This window comes from Arthrobacter sp. 1088, from assembly GCF_031455315.1.
In the GTDB taxonomy this organism is placed as follows: domain Bacteria; phylum Actinomycetota; class Actinomycetes; order Actinomycetales; family Micrococcaceae; genus Arthrobacter.
Genome location: NZ_JAVDSM010000017.1, coordinates 48568 through 63597, shown reverse-complemented (window position 1 = coordinate 63597; position 15030 = coordinate 48568). Strand labels below are relative to the sequence as shown.

Here is a 15030-nt window from a genome sequence, read left to right as displayed (position 1 = left end):
GGGCTGGTCAGGGCCGGGGAAGCACCAGCAGGTACCCGGCGGGGAGCGCACTGCTCCAGCGTCGCGGCTCCCGGACCACGAATTGTGTCGCCAGCTGATCCGGGGTCAGCAGGCTGTTGGGGGCTGGCGATGGCCCCCACTGCCCGCTCCCATACGGATACAGCGGATCCAGCACGCGTACTCCAGTCACCGGAAATTCAGGGAACTGGGCAGGATCGCCGAGTGACTCGAATCCGCTCATTACCCAGGCGTGGCGACCACTCCACATGACCAGCCCCACCGGGCGGCCCGTACTGGCCATGGCCCGCGCTGCAGCCTGCAGCGCATCCTCGTAGTCGGCAATGCTGACAACTTCGTAGGGGCCCATCCTCACCGCGGTCAGCACTGCTGCCCAACCGAACGGGTTGGCGCCGTTGAATGAATCGGAAGACCTCATTCGCGCCATGTCCCATAGCTCGCTCTGCTGGGCGCGGCCGGCCCAGGTACCGCCGCCGGTGTCATCGATGAGATTGTGCATCATCTGTATGCTCGCCGCTACGCACCAGTCGAACGTGTACTGCGGTACGAAGTCGCCCTGTTGGTAGAGGTTAAGGGAGTACGGCTGAGGCGTCGCGACTGGTGCCGGGAGAGGTGCCGGGACTGGTGCCGGCACCGAAGTCGGGCTGGGGGACGCCGGCGGGGGTGCTTGAGTGGCGAGGGCGACTTCCCCTCCGGCTGCATGCGCGGAGTCGGCTGGTTGCGTCGACTCGACTGGCGGCGGCTGGTCGGAGGCGGCCTCGTCCACGCCGTTCGCGGACGAACAGCCTGAAAGGAGGACGGCCAGGGAGAAGAACCAAGCCAGGAGACGGGCGCGGGCACCGGTCATGGTTCAGTTTAGCGCGAGGCAGGAGCGCCCCGAAGGCCTAGCAGCCCTCGAAGTCGCTCAGAACCCTGACCTTCGCGGCCGAGCCGGATTCGGGATCGAACGCGTAGCCGATCCATTCCTTGGCGAGCCGACGCGCCAGCTCCACGCCCACAACGCGCTGGCCCATGGTGAGGACCTGGCAGTCGTTGGACAGGATGGATCGCTCCACGGAGAAGGAGTCGTGAGCAGCGGTAGCCCGGATGCCCGGAACCTTGTTGGCGGCGATGGCCACGCCGATCCCTGTGCCGCAGAACAGGATGGCCCGATCGGCCTTGCCGTCGCGGATCATTTCACCGGCCGCGATGCCCACGTACGGGTAGGGCTTGGTGAAGTCCTCGTCCGCACGGTTCACGCCGATGTCGATAACCTCAGCGATCCGGGAGTCCTCCCTAAGGTCGGCCAGGATCCGGTCCTTGTAATCAACGCCTGCTTCGTCGGCGCCCACAATGATGCGCATGTGATTCTCCTAGTTGCTTGCTGCGAAGTTGCCTGCAGTGGCGGGAACTGCGGTGAAATGCGGCCCGACGGCGGCAAACACCATGGCGAGCGACGTCGCCCCTGGATCCGGCGTGCCGATGCTCTTCTCGGCCAGCGGCCTGGCGCGGCCCTTCAACGGACGGAGTTCTGCCGTGGCCGCAGCTGCCTTGGAAGAGACGTCAGCCGCGGAAGCCCAGGCCTCCTCGGCCATGGATCCGGCGGCAACGGAGGCCGCGAAGGTCGAAGCGAACGGCAGCAGGGCATCCACCATGGTCTTGTCGCCAACATCCGCCTTGCCAAGGCTGGTGATGCGGTCCGCGAAGGCGCGAACAGATTCGGAGAGGACTACCGGCGTCGGGGATTCTGCGTCTCCCAGCCGCTCGCCAAAGGCGCGCAGTCCGGCACCCCACAGGACTCCCGACGTACCGCCGGCCTTGTCGGCCCAGGCGTCTCCGGCAGCAATGAGCAAGGAGCCAGCACCGGCTCCACGTGCATAAGCAACAGATGCCGCTGCGAGGGCTGCCGCGGATCCGCGGACCATGCCGCGTCCGTGGTCGCCGTCGCCAGCGATTGCGTCCATGTCGCCCAGTTTTGTTTCGGAGTCCCGCAACAGGGCGGCAGTAGCGTCCAGGGCGGAGAGGCATTGCCCAGCGTATTCGCGCGATTCGCTGGTGGAGGAGTAGTCAACGGCGTTAGTGGCAGAAGCGTCGACGCCCGGGTCTTCGAACGAAGCAGCCTCGAAGCCAACAGCCCCACGACGGTACGCCGGCGTCAGCGCGGGAGCGGTCCAGTACTGCTCAAGTTCGTCATCCAGACACGTGAGCGTCAGCGAAGCGCCGGCCATGTCCAGGCTGGTCACCAGTTCGCCGACCTCCGGCATGACCAGCGTGTAGCCAGCCTCGCGGAGGAGGGGAGCCACAGTGCGCCAGAGAACGAACAGTTCCTCGTGCTTCGTTGAACCCAATCCATTGAGGATCACGGCCAGCCGCGTTGAACCGGACCCGGGCGTTTCTGCCAGCACGCGCTTCACCAGCTCCTGGCCAAGTTCGACGGCGGACGGCAGCTCGGTATCGAATAGTCCAGGCTCGCCGTGGATACCAAGGCCAAGGCCCATCTGTCCCTCCGGAAGCTTGAACAATGGCTGGTCGGCGCCAGGGAAGGTGCAACCACTGAATGCCGTGCCGATGGTCCTGGTAAGGCTGTTGGCCTTGCGTCCCACGCGGACCACCGACGCGAGGTCGAGCCCGGATTCGGCAGCTGCACCCATGACCTTGAAGACCACGAAGTCCCCGGCAATACCGCGCCGCTTCTCGATTTCCTCGGGGGAGGCGCTGGCGATGTCGTCCGTGACCAGCACGTTTTCCGCCGGGATGCCTTCGGCGTTCAAGCGTTCGCTGGCCATGCCGAAGTTCATGACATCCCCGGCGTAGTTGCCGTAAGTGAAGACGACGCCGGCTCCGGAGTTGGCAGCCTTGGCCACGGAGTATGCCTGTTGGGTGGAGGGCGAAGTGAAGATGTTGCCCACCACGGCGCCGTCAGCGAAACCCGGTCCGATGATGCCTGCGAAGGCCGGGTAGTGTCCGGAGCCGCCGCCGGTAATGACGGCGACCTTCGGTGCTGCCGGGCGGTTCCGGCGGACTGCGCCGCCTTCTACCTGGCGGACGAGGTCCGAGTGGGCGTCACAGAAACCGGCGAGGGCTTCGTCAGCGAAGTCGGCGGGATCGTTGAAGATTCTGGTCATGGTGGGTCCTGGGTTTCCTTCGAGCAGCTCGAATTAGTGGATGTGGCTGCCGCCGTTGATGTCGATGGTGGTGCCCGTCAGGTACGCGGAGTCCTCGGAGGAGAGGAACGTGATGACGGCGGCAACTTCCTCGGTGGTGGCGTTGCGGCCCAAGGGGATGCCTGCGTTGATGGCAGCTTCCTGCTCTTCGGTGCTGCCGACGCGGATGTTGGTGTCCACGGCGCCGGGGGTGATGGCGTTGACGGTCACACCGGTCTCGCCGATTTCGCGGGCAAGTGCCTTGGTGAAGCCGAGGATGGCGGCCTTGGCCGCGGAGTAGGGAACCTTGCCGAACACGCCGCCGCCGCGCTGGGCGGAGACCGAGGACATGTTGACGATGCGGCCCCAGCCGTTGGCGATCATGTCCGGAAGGAATGCCTTGGTGACGAGGTATGTACCGGTCGCGTTGACGTCCATGACCTTGTGCCACAGCTCGAGGGTGGTCTCCAGGAACGGGATGGGCGAGGTGATGCCGGCGATGTTGGCAAGGGCGCCCACGGGCGGGAGGTTCCCGGCGGCAACTTCCGCGGCGACGGCTGCCTGGGCTGCGGTGACGGAGGCTTCGTTGGCCACGTCGATTTCGTAGCCGAACGCGGGGACGTTGAATTCGTTGGCTATATCGGCGGCAACCTTGGCGGACTTCTCGCCGTCGAGGTCCAGAATGACGATGCCCCAGCCTTGGTTGGCGTAGCGGCGGGCGGTGGTCAGGCCGATGCCGCGATCGGAGGTAGCTCCGGTGAGGACGGCGGTGCGCTGGATGGTGGTCATGGTGCTCCTTGAATGGTGGTTGGTGGAAAAAGTTCAGATGAGGTCTGTGATGTAATTGGCAGCTTTGGCTGCGGCTGCCGGGCGTTCATCATGGGTGACGTCCCTGGTTTCGAGCTCCAGGGAGAAGTGGCCGGTGTAGCCAACTTCCCGCAGGGCTGCGAGTCCGGCAGGGAAGTCGGCCTTGCCATTGCCGATGCTGAGGTTGATGTTCCCCGGTTCGTTTTCCGTGGCGGGCACAGCGTCCCGTAAGTGGACGTGTTTGATGCTGGCGGAGAAACGATTGACGAAGTCCAGGGGGTCGCCTCCGGAGGCGACGATGTGGCTGAAGTCCATGACGATTCCGACGTCGGAGCCCGCCAGGCGGTCGGCGAGCAGTTGGGCGCGCTCCGTGTTCCAGCACAACCGGTAGTAGTGCAGGGATTCGGTCCACAGCTCGACGCCGAACTCTTTGGCGCGGGCAGACGCGTGGATCAGTTGAGCTGCCACAGCGTCGATGTCCTCTTCCAAGCTCTTCACCGGGTCATGGTCGATCGCGCCGCACGGCAGGACCAGAGCCTTCGCGCCGGTCTTTGCCGCCAAGGCGAGCAGCATCTCCAGGTGCCGATCGCGCGCTTCCTGCGCACCGCCGTCGAGCAATGCGTTCAGGTCCCCGACGTCGCCGTTTACCGAGCGGACCCGCAGGCCCGCGTTATTGACGACGGCGGCGACCGTCTCGACTGCCTCAGCGTCCAGTACGTAGGGCACGTGGTCGCAAACGCCGGGCAGCGCGCCAAGGTCGATTTCTTCGAAGCCGAGGGCGCCCATGGCTTTCAGGGCAGTCGCCAAATCCTGGTGTCGGAAGCTGATGGAAGAACAGCCCAGTCGGTGATGGAACATCGTCGTTGATCCTCAAGTTAGGGCCCTCGCCGGAGAAGGCCTTAGTGATGGAGACCACGTTAGCCGGGTTGACTGTTGACAGTCAACCTTTGAAGTTGACTGTTGACATTGCTGGTGTCCTCCGTCACAGTTGACGTATTATGTTGACTGTCGACAGTGAAGTTGCCTAAGAAGCGCCTCACTCTTCGAAAGGGAAATACACAAATGAGCAATGAAGCTCTGACCATGCGTGGTCCGGTTCATGGAACCAAGGAAGCAAAGCGCGTTGCCGTCGGTTCGGGCGTTGGCGCAGTCATCGAAACCTACGATTTCATCGGTTTCGGCACCGCCGCTGCACTGTACTTCGGTACAGCGTTCTTCCCGGGCGCCGACCCGGTGACTGGCACCCTGGCCTCCTTCGCGACCCTCGGCGTCGGCTTCGCTGCCCGTCCGTTGGGTGGCATCATCGGTGGCCACCTCGGCGACAAGCTCGGCCGCAAGCCGGTCCTGGTGGCTTCGCTCATCCTGATGGGCCTGGCAACCTTCGCTATCGGCCTTCTGCCCACCTACCAGCAGGTGGGCCTCCTGGCTCCCGCGCTCCTGGTGATCGTACGGGTCATCCAAGGCCTGGCCTTCGGTGCCGAGTGGGGCGGCGCAATCCTCATGAGTTACGAGCACGCACCGTGGCGAAAGAAGGGCCAGTTCACGGGAATCGTGCAGGCCGGCTTCCCGGTTGGCCTGTTGCTCGCAAACCTCGTCTTCCTCAGCAGCGTGGGACTCGGCAGCGAATGGGCCTGGCGCGTACCGTTCCTCGCAAGCATCGTGCTGGTTGCCGTGGGCCTCATCATCCGCTCCAAGGTTCCCGAGTCCCCGGTCTTTGAGGACGTCAAATCCAAGGGCGACATCGTGAAGTCTCCCATCGTGGATGTCATCAAGACCGACTGGCGCAACATTGTCCGGGGCATCGGCCTCCGTATTGCCGAAACCGCCGGTTACGCAGTGTCCGTGACCTACATGATTTCCTACCTTCACACCAACAAGCTGGCGGACAAGACTGAAACCCTGGTGGCGCTCTGCGTGGCAGCCGGCATCGGTATCTTCGCCACCAACTTCTGGGGCAAACTGACGGACCGCGTTGGTCGCCGTCCTGTTTACATCTGGTCCACCGCGTTCGCCGTCGTCTTCGGAATCCCGATGTTCATGCTGGTCAACACGGGCCTGTTCCTGCTGATCATCGCGACAATCGTCGTCGCTTACGCCGTGTGCCAGAATTCCCTCGCCGGAGCCCAGGGAGCATGGTTCCCCGAACTCTTCCAGGCCAAGACCCGCTCATCCGGAGCTTCGCTGTCATACCAGATCTCCGCCATGGTCTCCGGCTTCACCCCCTTCATCACCACCCTGCTGTTCGTCAGCATGGGCTGGATGGGACCGGCGCTGCTGTTCAGCTTCTATGCAGCCATCGGCCTGTGGGCAGCACTCATCACCCGGGAAACCTGGGGCAAGCGTGAGCGTGCGCTCGCCGAAGAAGCCGCCAGCAAAACTCCCCAGACGGTAAACGCCTAAGCAGCCATCGACGTCGGGCGCGTACTCCCCATCGGCGCGCGCCCGGCTCCGAAAGGAAACCAGTGACTCTCTCATCAGTTGAAACAGCCACGGCCGCTCCCGCGGCCGAGCGGGTAGAGCGCATCCGTGCCGCCGCCTACCGCATCCGCCACCACGCCCTGACCATGGGCGAGGTCCAAGGCCAGGGTTACGTTGGCCAGGCCCTCGGCGCGGCTGACATGCTGGCTGCCGTCTACGCCGACCAGCTGACATACCGTGCCGACGACCCGCACTGGGAGGGACGCGACCGCTTCCTTCTCTCCACGGGTCACTACGCAATCGGCCACTACGCAGCATTGGCCGAAGCCGGAATCGTACCTGTCGCTGAGCTCGAAACGTACGGCTCCGACGATTCCCGCCTCCCAATGTCCGGGATGTCCACCTACACGCCCGGCATGGAGATCTCCGGCGGTTCGCTGGGACACGGCCTGACGATCGCCGTCGGAATGGCTTTGGGCCTGCGTCTTCAGGGCTCCGCGTCCCGCGTGATCAACTTCCTCTCCGATGGTGAGCTGGATGAGGGCTCCACGTGGGAGGCCGCCATGGGCGCGCACCACCACCAGCTCGGGAACCTCACCGCCATGGTGGACATCAACGCCCTGCAAGCCGACGGCGCCACGGATACCGTGCTGCGCACCGAGCCGGTCACCGAAAAGTGGGAAGCGTTCGGTTGGTACACGCAGCGGGTGGACGGGAACGACGTCGGTGCGCTGCTGGCAGCGTTCGACAACATCAGTTCGCAGTCAGCTGCTGTCGGGCGGCCATCAGTGATCCTCTGCGACACCAAAGTTGGGCGCGGCGTGCCGCTCTTGGAAACCCGCGAAAAGGCGCACTTCATGCGCATTGAAGAACACGAATGGCAGATCTGCCGCGAGCAGCTGACCGCAGGATACGAAGGGACGGCTTCCGTATGAGCACAGTTACGACGGCGGCGGGTGTGGCGGGTTCGGCCGGCCTGGCTGGTTCGGCGGGTTCGCCGGGTTCGCCGGCCAAGCCGAAGCTGAAGACCTCGGCCATGATCGCGTCCTTCGCGGACCCCGGCCAGAAGACGACTTCGGCGCCGTTTGGGCACGCGCTCGTCAAGGCAGCTGAGGCTGACTCCAGGATTGTTGGACTCACCGCCGATCTTGGCAAGTACACGGACATGCACATCTTCGCCAAGGCCTTTCCGGACCGGTTCTTCCAAATGGGCATGGCGGAGCAGCTACTCTTCGGAGCCGCAGCAGGCATGGCGGAGACGGGGCTGATTCCGTTCGCGTCTACGTATTCGGTGTTCGCGGCCCGCCGCGCGTACGACTTCCTGTGCTTGGACATCGCCGAGCCGAACCTTAACGTCAACATTGTTGGTGGGCTTCCCGGCCTGACCACAGGGTACGGGCCGAGCCACCAGGCCACCGAGGACATGGCGATCTTCCGCGGCATGCCCAACCTGACCATCGTGGATCCCTGCGACTCGGTGGACATTGAGCAGGCTGTCCCGCAGCTTGCGGCCTCGGACGGGCCAACGTACCTGCGCTTGCTGCGCGGCAACGTGCCCACCGTCCTGGATGAGTACGATTACTCGTTCGAGCTCGGCAAGGCCAAGGTCCTGCGAGGCGGCAACGACGTCGTGTTCGTATCCTCCGGCCTGATGACCATGCGTGCCCTGCAGGCTGCAGATGCGCTTGCTAAGCACAACGTGGATGTCGCCGTGGTGCACACGCCCACCATCAAGCCGTTCGACTCCCACACCGTGTTGGCCGAGCTGAACACCGACCGCCTGGCCGTCACGCTGGAAAACCACACGGTTGTTGGCGGTCTGTTCGAAACCGTTGCATCCGCCGTCGTAACCGCCGGTCTCGGCAAGCGCGTGGTTCCCATCGCGCTTCCGGACCAATTCCTCGACGCCGGTGCATTGCCAACGCTGCACGAGCGGTACGGGCTGTCTGTTGACCGGATCGTGGCGAAGGTGCTGGCTGAATTGGGCTGAAGTCTTGTTCGGACAGCGGTGCGGGATCGGCAATTACTGCCGGTCCCGCACCGCTGCCCGTAGTATCAACAGTTAACACCGGACTGTTAGCAGTCGCCAATAGAATTTGAGGACACACACGATGGCCGTCACCGCATCCCTGCTGGGACTGGAGAAGAAGAGCCTGCGCGAGCAGGCACTCGCCGCTCTGCGTAGTGCGATCACCAGCGGTGAGCTTGAGCCTGGGCGGCACCTCGTGGAAACCGAACTGTCTGAAATGCTCCAAATCAGCCGAGGCACACTCCGGGAAGCCCTGCGCCAACTGGAGCAGGAAGGCCTGGTCTCCGCCGGTGCCCGGGGTCGGCTTTCCGTGCGGCACCTCGACGTCAAGGAGATTCGCGACATCTTCGCGGTTCGAGGAGTCCTTGAATCACTCGCCGCCCGCACCCTGAGCGAGATGCCGGACAAGGAGACCGCGCTCGCGGAACTGCGTGCCGCCGTCGACAATATGGACAAGGCAGCGAAGGCATCCTTGGAGGAACGGATCGAATCCGACCTCGAATTCCACCGCACGCTCTGCCGCCTGTCCGGAAACGAGACACTGCTGCACTCGTGGGAATCCCTGGAGGGCTCCATCCGGATGTCCATCATGTTTGCCGGGTTGGAGCGCGCCACCCGGAACATGAGCGTCGGCCGGCATCACGACATTGTCGCTGCGATCGAAACCGGTAATGCCGCGAAGGCGCGGGAGACCATCATTTCGCACATGGATGGTGCGGCGGAGAATCTGGTGGGGTAGGGATAGCCACGGCTGGCGCCTGGTGCGCCGCGGCGCTTCGGTGGGAAGGTGCCCGCCGATGGAAAGATGCCCGCCGTTCCTCCGCTGCCGGGTGTGCCGCTGCGCCTATTTTGAACAGGTGACTCTGATTAGGGTGTCAGGTTAGGGGCTAAGACACCGTTCGTGGGGTGTCAGAGAATTGCGGTTTGGATCCTTGCCTGACGTCCTATCGAGGCGTGGCCGACGTCAGGTTGGGGTGTGGTGGTCCAGGCTGTTAGGCGGGCGGCGCCCCCCGCACCTAACTCCGCCGTCGTGCAACATCAGGCGATTGACAGTGTGCTGGCGAGGTCAAGGTCCGAGGGTCCGCCGGTTGCACCAGCATCTGCGAGCAGCGTTGCACCGAAAACTGCACTCCAGAAGGTTCGGGTGTCACGACCGGCACCGCTGGGACTCGTCCATCCGCGCTCGTTCATGACCCGGTCAAGGTACCGTTCCGATTGCCGGAAGAGGAGCGCAAGCAGCAGCCGGATGTGTTCTCGCTGCCCATCATCGCTTCCAGTCGCGGACAAGGCCCGGACAACGAGCACTGACGACGGCATTGACAGGGCGGTCCTTGCAAGAATCTGCCGGAACATTTGAGCGGACCCGGCACGCCGGCCTGCAGCCTGCAGGCGCATGGTGTCACGCAGGAACAGGCTGAATGCTGCGTCCAGCATCAGGCGGTCCTTCGAGCCGTAGTGATGCGTGATCTGGTTCGGATAAACACCAGCAGCGCGTGCGATCTCGCCTACAGTGACCGCCCTGGCGCCGCTTTCCAGCAGTTCTGCCGTGGCCGCGAGGATCTTGGCCCGCGTCGCTTGACCCCGCCTGGCTTGGGGGCCATCTGATGTGATCGCCATATTTCGATTGTACGTGATACAAATAGACTTGTTTAGCATACAAGAAGGGGTGCGTGTGGAAATTTCAGTTACGGGCTACGGTGCGGTGTCCCCGTTTGGGCATGGCGTGCGGGCGCTCTGGGAAGCGTTGCTTGGAGGAAAGTCCGGCGTACGAGTGCTACAGCAAGTAGGGCCGCTGTGGGAGCAACTTCCGGTTCGCGTTGGGGCTGAGGCGGCCCTTGATGCAGACGCAGCCCTCGGGCGGGTCCGCGCCAAGCAACTGGACCGCAGCCAGCAGCTCGCGCTCGTTGCCGCCGGCGAGGCTTGGGCAGATGCTGGGGCTCCCGAGGTCGAAGGCGACCGTCTGGCTGTTGTGGTGGGAACGGGCGTCGGCGGGATTGGAACTGTTCTGGGTGCTCACGACCGTATGGGCACATCCGGTTCGCGCCGAGTCTCACCACGTACAGTGCCGATGCTCATGGCAAACGGGGCCGCTGCCCAGATCAGCATTGCCTTCGGAGCCCGCGCCGGGGCCTACACTCCGGTTTCAGCTTGCGCGTCCGGGGCCGAGGCGATCGCGACAGCGGCGAGGCTCATCGTTACCGGCGAGGCCGATGTTGTTATTGCCGGTGGAACCGAGGCAGCCGTCACGCCGGTGACGCTGGCCGCATTTGCGCAATCGCAAGCCCTGGCCAAGCTCGGTGACCATGACCCCACAACGCTCTCGCGGCCGTTCGACGTCAATCGTCGCGGGTTCGTGCTCGGTGAGGGTTCCGGAATCGTCATTCTGGAACGCGCAGACCATGCCGCCGCCCGGTCGCACCGCTCCCGCGCCACGCTCGCCGGATGGGGTATCACCTCCGACGCCTCCCACATCACGACCCCATTGGCCGACGGCAGTGAGCAGGAGCGTGCCATGACAGCAGCGATCCGGATGGCGAAACTGACCGGAGCCGACATCGACCACGTCAACGCGCACGCGACAAGCACGCCCGTAGGCGACGTCGGAGAGGCCCATGCAATCGCTCGGGCAGTCGGAAGCAGACCGCTGGTCACAGCACCGAAGAGCGCGATCGGGCACATGTTTGGCGCAGCCGGGGCCGTTGAATCGATCCTCACTATCAAGGCACTTGAGACCGGCTTGGTACCGCCGACCCTAAACCTCGAGGAATTGGATGCGGAGGTGAACCTTGACGTCGTTACCGGCAAGGCCCGTCCGGCGAGGCTTCGAGCGGCGCTCAACAATTCTTTCGGCTTCGGCGGCCACAACGCCTCACTGGTGTTCACCGTGAACTGACACTCCCTACCGGCTGGCTCCTCACTACCGCTACCGAGTCCGAGTCGACACACTTTCGCCTGTGGCAAGCCCACTGCTTTACGCAGGGTGGCAAGCATGACATGGCCCGGTCAGTGGTTTCCTTCGAAGGGGGCGTTGATGCTCTCGGCTGGACTCCTGTCGTAACGAACCCCGCAGTCGTTGAGAGTGTCCCGGTTCCGGGTACCGGTCTGGCGTATTTCCGGTCGATGCACCAACGTTTCCATAGCTCCAGAGTGGAGCAGCCGGGCGGGCTACGATATGCGAGATCGCGGACGTTCGGGTACGTGCGAAGAACCTCAGGAAGAAGATAGGTTTCGGTACACGGGCTGGAATAAGAGCGAGTTCCTAGGTATTCGGTCTATTCCCGTGGCGTCCGCGTCTCTTACATGCTAAGGCTGCCCCTGAAATCAGAGTCTCTATGTCAGCGTTTGATGGTTTTCATGGTGAACCGGGAGCTGACTTTCTGGATGCCGCGGAGGGTGAGAACACGGTTGCTCAGGAACTCTTCGTACGCTTCCAAGTCAGCGACGGCGATTCGCACAAAGTAGTCAGGCGACCCGAAGAGCCGGTGTAGTTCGATGACTTCGTCAAAGGCCGCAAGTGCGTCCTCGAAGGCATGGACGCTGTCCTTGTCGAATTGGAGCAGGTCGACATCAAGGATGACCTCGAAGCCGCGATCGATTGCTGCGGGATTAATCCTCGCGCTGTATCCCTGGATGGTTCCTAAGGCTTCGAGTCGCTGTACGCGGCGCAGGCATGGCCCGGGAGTCAGGTTGACCTGATCCGCGAGGTCCACATTCGAGATCCGTCCGTCTCTCTGGAGGACTTTGACTATTGCTCGATCAATGGAATCCATATAGATATATTGCTCTATGAGGCCTGTGGCTTGCAATCTTTGCAATCTTAGGGTGCAGCTGCCGTGGAAAAATTATGGGGTGAAAGAACCAATGCTCCTGTCGGACGCCGGACCGACATCAACGAACCGCGGTGAAGTGGCCAAAGGTCTCAAGGACTCCCTTGCCGCAGGCTTGGGCATGTTTCCGCTGGGCGTCGCTTTCGGACTCATGGTCATGCAGTCCGGATTGCCCTGGTGGGTTGCGCCGGCCTTATCGATTGCCGGATTCGCAGGTTCCTTGGAATTGCTGCTGATCGGGATGATGCTGACCGCAACACCCTTAGCTACCATCGCCTTGACGACCTTCTTGGTCAATTTCCGCCATGTCTTCTACGCCTTTTCCTTCCCGTTGCACATCGTCCGGAACCCAGCGGCCAAGTTCTATTCGGTCTACGCATTGATCGACGAGGCCTACGCCGTCACTGCAGCCTCATCCGATACTTGGACATCTAGGCGACTGTTGTCCATGCAGCTGGCGTTCCAAAGCTATTGGGTCGGAGGTGGACTCGCTGGGGTTCTCCTCGCGGCACTGCTTCCTGGCCACATTCAAGGTCTGGAGTTTGCCCTGTGCGCACTGTTTGTGACGCTGACCCTGGACGCGGCGGAGTCCCACAAGCACATCCCCTCGGTTCTCCTGGCGGGCCTAAGTTTCACCGTGTCACTGTTGCTAGTTCCTGACCAGTCTCTTTTTGTCGCCTTGTTGTTGTTCCTGACCGCATTGATGGTCCGCTACGCCATTGGCCGACGACGCGCCAAAGTGGGAGGCGACCGTGCCTGAAGTCAGCTACATCCTCGCCGTCCTCGCTATTGTCTTCACCATCACCTTCGCCCTCAGGGCCCTTCCGTTTGCGGCGCTTACGTCCCTCCGGGAATCGGGACTGGTGAAAGTTCTGTCGCGGTGGATGCCGGTCGGCATCCTGGGCATCCTCGCCGCATCCACGCTTCGTACAACCATCATTGCCGACCCGACGCACTCGCTGGTGGCACTGGCGGCGGTCTGTACGACGGCGGTCACCCACCTTCTCTGCGGCCGCCGGACTTTGGTGAGCGTCGGCGTCGGCACGTGCTGTTACGTGCTGCTGGTGAACCTCTTCTGACGAATCCGGACTTAGTTCGTGCCTGCGGCCGGTTAATGAATGCCACGCCGGTTCACGCCTAGGTTCGAGGGGCTCGGGCCCAACGTTCCGGGGTTCCGATGTGGTGGTGATGCAGGTGGCAGGCGGACCCGCAGTGGAACAGCCGCCAGAGCGCATGTTCCGAAAGACATCTTGCGGTACCGGATTGTGTTTTTCCACATATCGAACCTGACGTGACGGGGAGCACATAATCGATACAGGCGCTGGTCGGACCTGACCGGTGACACTGTAGAAAGGGTGAGACGCAAGACCGGCAAGGACTTCGACGAACATTTCGTGCAATGGCGCATGGGCTCTGGATTTTGCGCTCGGCATCGCGAATGCCGGGACGCGGCACGCCAGGATTTCCCTCCCGCGCCAGACCACAACGTGTCTGCTCCGGACTTTCCTCAGTGGCCCTCACGTGGCGGCTCACCGCGCCTTCCCTACTTCGACAACATTCCGAGGAGTCCCATGCCTTCCGACGCTTCCCTGTTTGACCCCATCGCGCTCGGCGCCTTCAAGCTGCCCAACCGTTTGGTGATGGCTCCGCTCACGCGGACCCGCTCCCGCGCCGACGGTCGCCCTGGTCCGAAGGCCGAGCTCTACTACTCCCAGCGTTCCAGCGCCGGGATGATCATCTCCGAGGGGACCTGCATCTCGCCCCAAGGTGTGGGCAATCCCGGAGTCCCGGGACTTTGGACCGACGAGCAGGTTGAGGCTTGGAAGCCAATCTCGGATGCGGTACACACCGGGGGAGCCGTTTTCGTTGCCCAGCTCTGGCACACCGGCAGGGCATCGCACCCGACGGTTCAGCCAAATGGTGAGACGCCGGTTGGGCCGTCGGCTATAGCGGTATCGGGTCTGGGCTATGCACGTGATGGCTGGGTGCCGTTCGTCACGCCCCGTGAACTGGAGATCTCAGAGATCCCAGCCATTGTCGCCGACTACGGCAGGGCCGCCGAGAACGCAATCCGTGCCGGATTCGATGGTGTTGAACTGCATTCGGCCAACGGATACCTCATCGACCAGTTCCTACAGGACAACGCCAACCACCGCACCGACGAATATGGCGGCTCGATCCCGAACCGCGCACGCCTTCTCTTGGAGGTAGTCGAAGAATTGATCAACCGGGTCGGAGCAGACCGGGTTGGCGTCAGGCTGTCGCCCAGCAGCCCATTCCAGGACATGGCCGACTCAAACCCACAGGAACTTTTCAATTACGTCCTTCGCGCTTTGGAGCCCCTGGGACTTGCCTATGTGCACCTGATTGAACCGGGCATTTCCGGCTACCAGAGCAGCAACAGGCCGGCAGAGGCTATCAACAGCGAATGGGTCCGCCAACGCTACAGCGGTGCGCTCATCGTTGCTGGCGGTTACAACAAGGAGTCTGCCACGAACGTCCTCGCCGCCGGCAACGCCGACGCGGTCGCCTTTGGCCGCGATTTCATCGCCAACCCTGACCTTCCGCGCCGCCTTGCCGAGGACGCACCGCTAAACGAAGCCGACCCGGAAACGTTCTACGGACGCACCGACGAAGGCTACATCGACTACCCGGAACTGGCGGGATAGCCGCGCGGCGGTACTGCCCCCAGGCCCCAGCAATCACCACCTAACGCAAAGTTCCTTGCGGCTGGTCAGGAAGCCGCAGCAGCATACTGCTGCCATTCTGGCCGGCCGCCGATGTCCGGAGGAGCGATCACAGAGCGCTC

15 protein-coding genes are annotated in these 15030 nt (G+C 63.1%); 8 read left to right on the top strand and 7 right to left on the bottom strand.

The window, feature by feature from the left end; translation table 11 throughout:
- Positions 1-7: 7 nt before the first annotated feature.
- From J2Y41_RS21060 to J2Y41_RS21040, 5 genes are read right to left on the bottom strand one after another with little or no spacing between them, the layout of a single operon-like run.
- The gene (locus J2Y41_RS21060) at positions 8-865 is read right to left on the bottom strand and encodes a hypothetical protein (protein WP_309931457.1); all 858 of its coding nucleotides are present in this window, start codon (positions 863-865) and stop codon (positions 8-10) included.
- A 37-nt stretch (positions 866-902) separates the two neighbouring features.
- Positions 903-1361: a ribose-5-phosphate isomerase gene (locus J2Y41_RS21055; protein WP_309931455.1), complete on the bottom strand. Its 459-nt coding sequence runs from the start codon at positions 1359-1361 to the stop codon at positions 903-905.
- Between the two features lie 9 nt (positions 1362-1370).
- Positions 1371-3122 carry a dihydroxyacetone kinase family protein gene (locus J2Y41_RS21050; protein WP_309931453.1) on the bottom strand — a complete coding sequence of 584 codons (1752 nt, stop codon included), beginning with the start codon at positions 3120-3122 and terminating at the stop codon, positions 1371-1373.
- Between the two features lie 33 nt (positions 3123-3155).
- Positions 3156-3929 (bottom strand): SDR family NAD(P)-dependent oxidoreductase, encoded by a 774-nt coding sequence (locus J2Y41_RS21045; protein WP_224165876.1) that lies wholly within the window; start codon positions 3927-3929, stop codon positions 3156-3158.
- A gap of 33 nt (positions 3930-3962) precedes the next feature.
- Entirely contained in the window at positions 3963-4805 is an 843-nt protein-coding gene (locus J2Y41_RS21040) for a sugar phosphate isomerase/epimerase (protein WP_224165875.1), read from the bottom strand.
- A gap of 204 nt (positions 4806-5009) precedes the next feature.
- Here J2Y41_RS21040 and J2Y41_RS21035 point away from each other — a divergent pair, with 204 nt between their 5' ends.
- From J2Y41_RS21035 to J2Y41_RS21020, 4 genes are all read left to right on the top strand, one after another.
- Positions 5010-6347 (top strand): MFS transporter, encoded by a 1338-nt coding sequence (locus J2Y41_RS21035; RefSeq protein WP_309931449.1) that lies wholly within the window; start codon positions 5010-5012, stop codon positions 6345-6347.
- Between the two features lie 62 nt (positions 6348-6409).
- Positions 6410-7300: a transketolase gene (locus J2Y41_RS21030; RefSeq protein ID WP_224165873.1), complete on the top strand. Its 891-nt coding sequence runs from the start codon at positions 6410-6412 to the stop codon at positions 7298-7300.
- Positions 7297-8355 carry a transketolase family protein gene (locus tag J2Y41_RS21025; RefSeq protein WP_396133574.1) on the top strand — a complete coding sequence of 353 codons (1059 nt, stop codon included), beginning with the start codon at positions 7297-7299 and terminating at the stop codon, positions 8353-8355. The genes J2Y41_RS21030 and J2Y41_RS21025 overlap by 4 nt, the downstream gene beginning before the upstream one ends.
- Before the next feature lie 121 nt (positions 8356-8476).
- On the top strand, positions 8477-9133 hold the full coding sequence (locus J2Y41_RS21020) for a GntR family transcriptional regulator (protein WP_224165872.1): 657 nt from the start codon (positions 8477-8479) through the stop codon (positions 9131-9133).
- 299 nt (positions 9134-9432) lie between these two features.
- Here the strand turns inward: J2Y41_RS21020 and J2Y41_RS21015 are convergent, their stop codons facing one another.
- Positions 9433-10011 (bottom strand): TetR/AcrR family transcriptional regulator C-terminal domain-containing protein, encoded by a 579-nt coding sequence (locus tag J2Y41_RS21015; protein ID WP_309931445.1) that lies wholly within the window; start codon positions 10009-10011, stop codon positions 9433-9435.
- Positions 10012-10066: 55 nt separating this feature from the next.
- On the opposite strand from J2Y41_RS21015, the gene J2Y41_RS21010 reads away from it, so the two are divergent.
- Complete coding sequence (locus J2Y41_RS21010; protein WP_309931443.1) at positions 10067-11287, top strand: beta-ketoacyl-[acyl-carrier-protein] synthase family protein; 1221 nt, start codon at positions 10067-10069, stop codon at positions 11285-11287.
- A gap of 442 nt (positions 11288-11729) precedes the next feature.
- Here J2Y41_RS21010 and J2Y41_RS21005 read toward each other — a convergent pair whose 3' ends face one another.
- Positions 11730-12164 carry an Lrp/AsnC family transcriptional regulator gene (locus J2Y41_RS21005; protein ID WP_309931442.1) on the bottom strand — a complete coding sequence of 145 codons (435 nt, stop codon included), beginning with the start codon at positions 12162-12164 and terminating at the stop codon, positions 11730-11732.
- A 79-nt stretch (positions 12165-12243) separates the two neighbouring features.
- Here J2Y41_RS21005 and J2Y41_RS21000 point away from each other — a divergent pair, with 79 nt between their 5' ends.
- The 3 genes from J2Y41_RS21000 (at position 12244) to J2Y41_RS20990 (ending at position 14890) form a co-directional block, all read left to right on the top strand.
- Entirely contained in the window at positions 12244-12981 is a 738-nt protein-coding gene (locus tag J2Y41_RS21000; RefSeq protein ID WP_309931440.1) for an AzlC family ABC transporter permease, read from the top strand.
- Complete coding sequence (locus J2Y41_RS20995; protein ID WP_309931438.1) at positions 12974-13300, top strand: AzlD domain-containing protein; 327 nt, start codon at positions 12974-12976, stop codon at positions 13298-13300. The genes J2Y41_RS21000 and J2Y41_RS20995 overlap by 8 nt, the downstream gene beginning before the upstream one ends.
- A 492-nt stretch (positions 13301-13792) precedes the next feature.
- Positions 13793-14890: an alkene reductase gene (locus tag J2Y41_RS20990; RefSeq protein WP_309931436.1), complete on the top strand. Its 1098-nt coding sequence runs from the start codon at positions 13793-13795 to the stop codon at positions 14888-14890.
- The last annotated feature ends 140 nt before the right edge of the window (positions 14891-15030 follow it).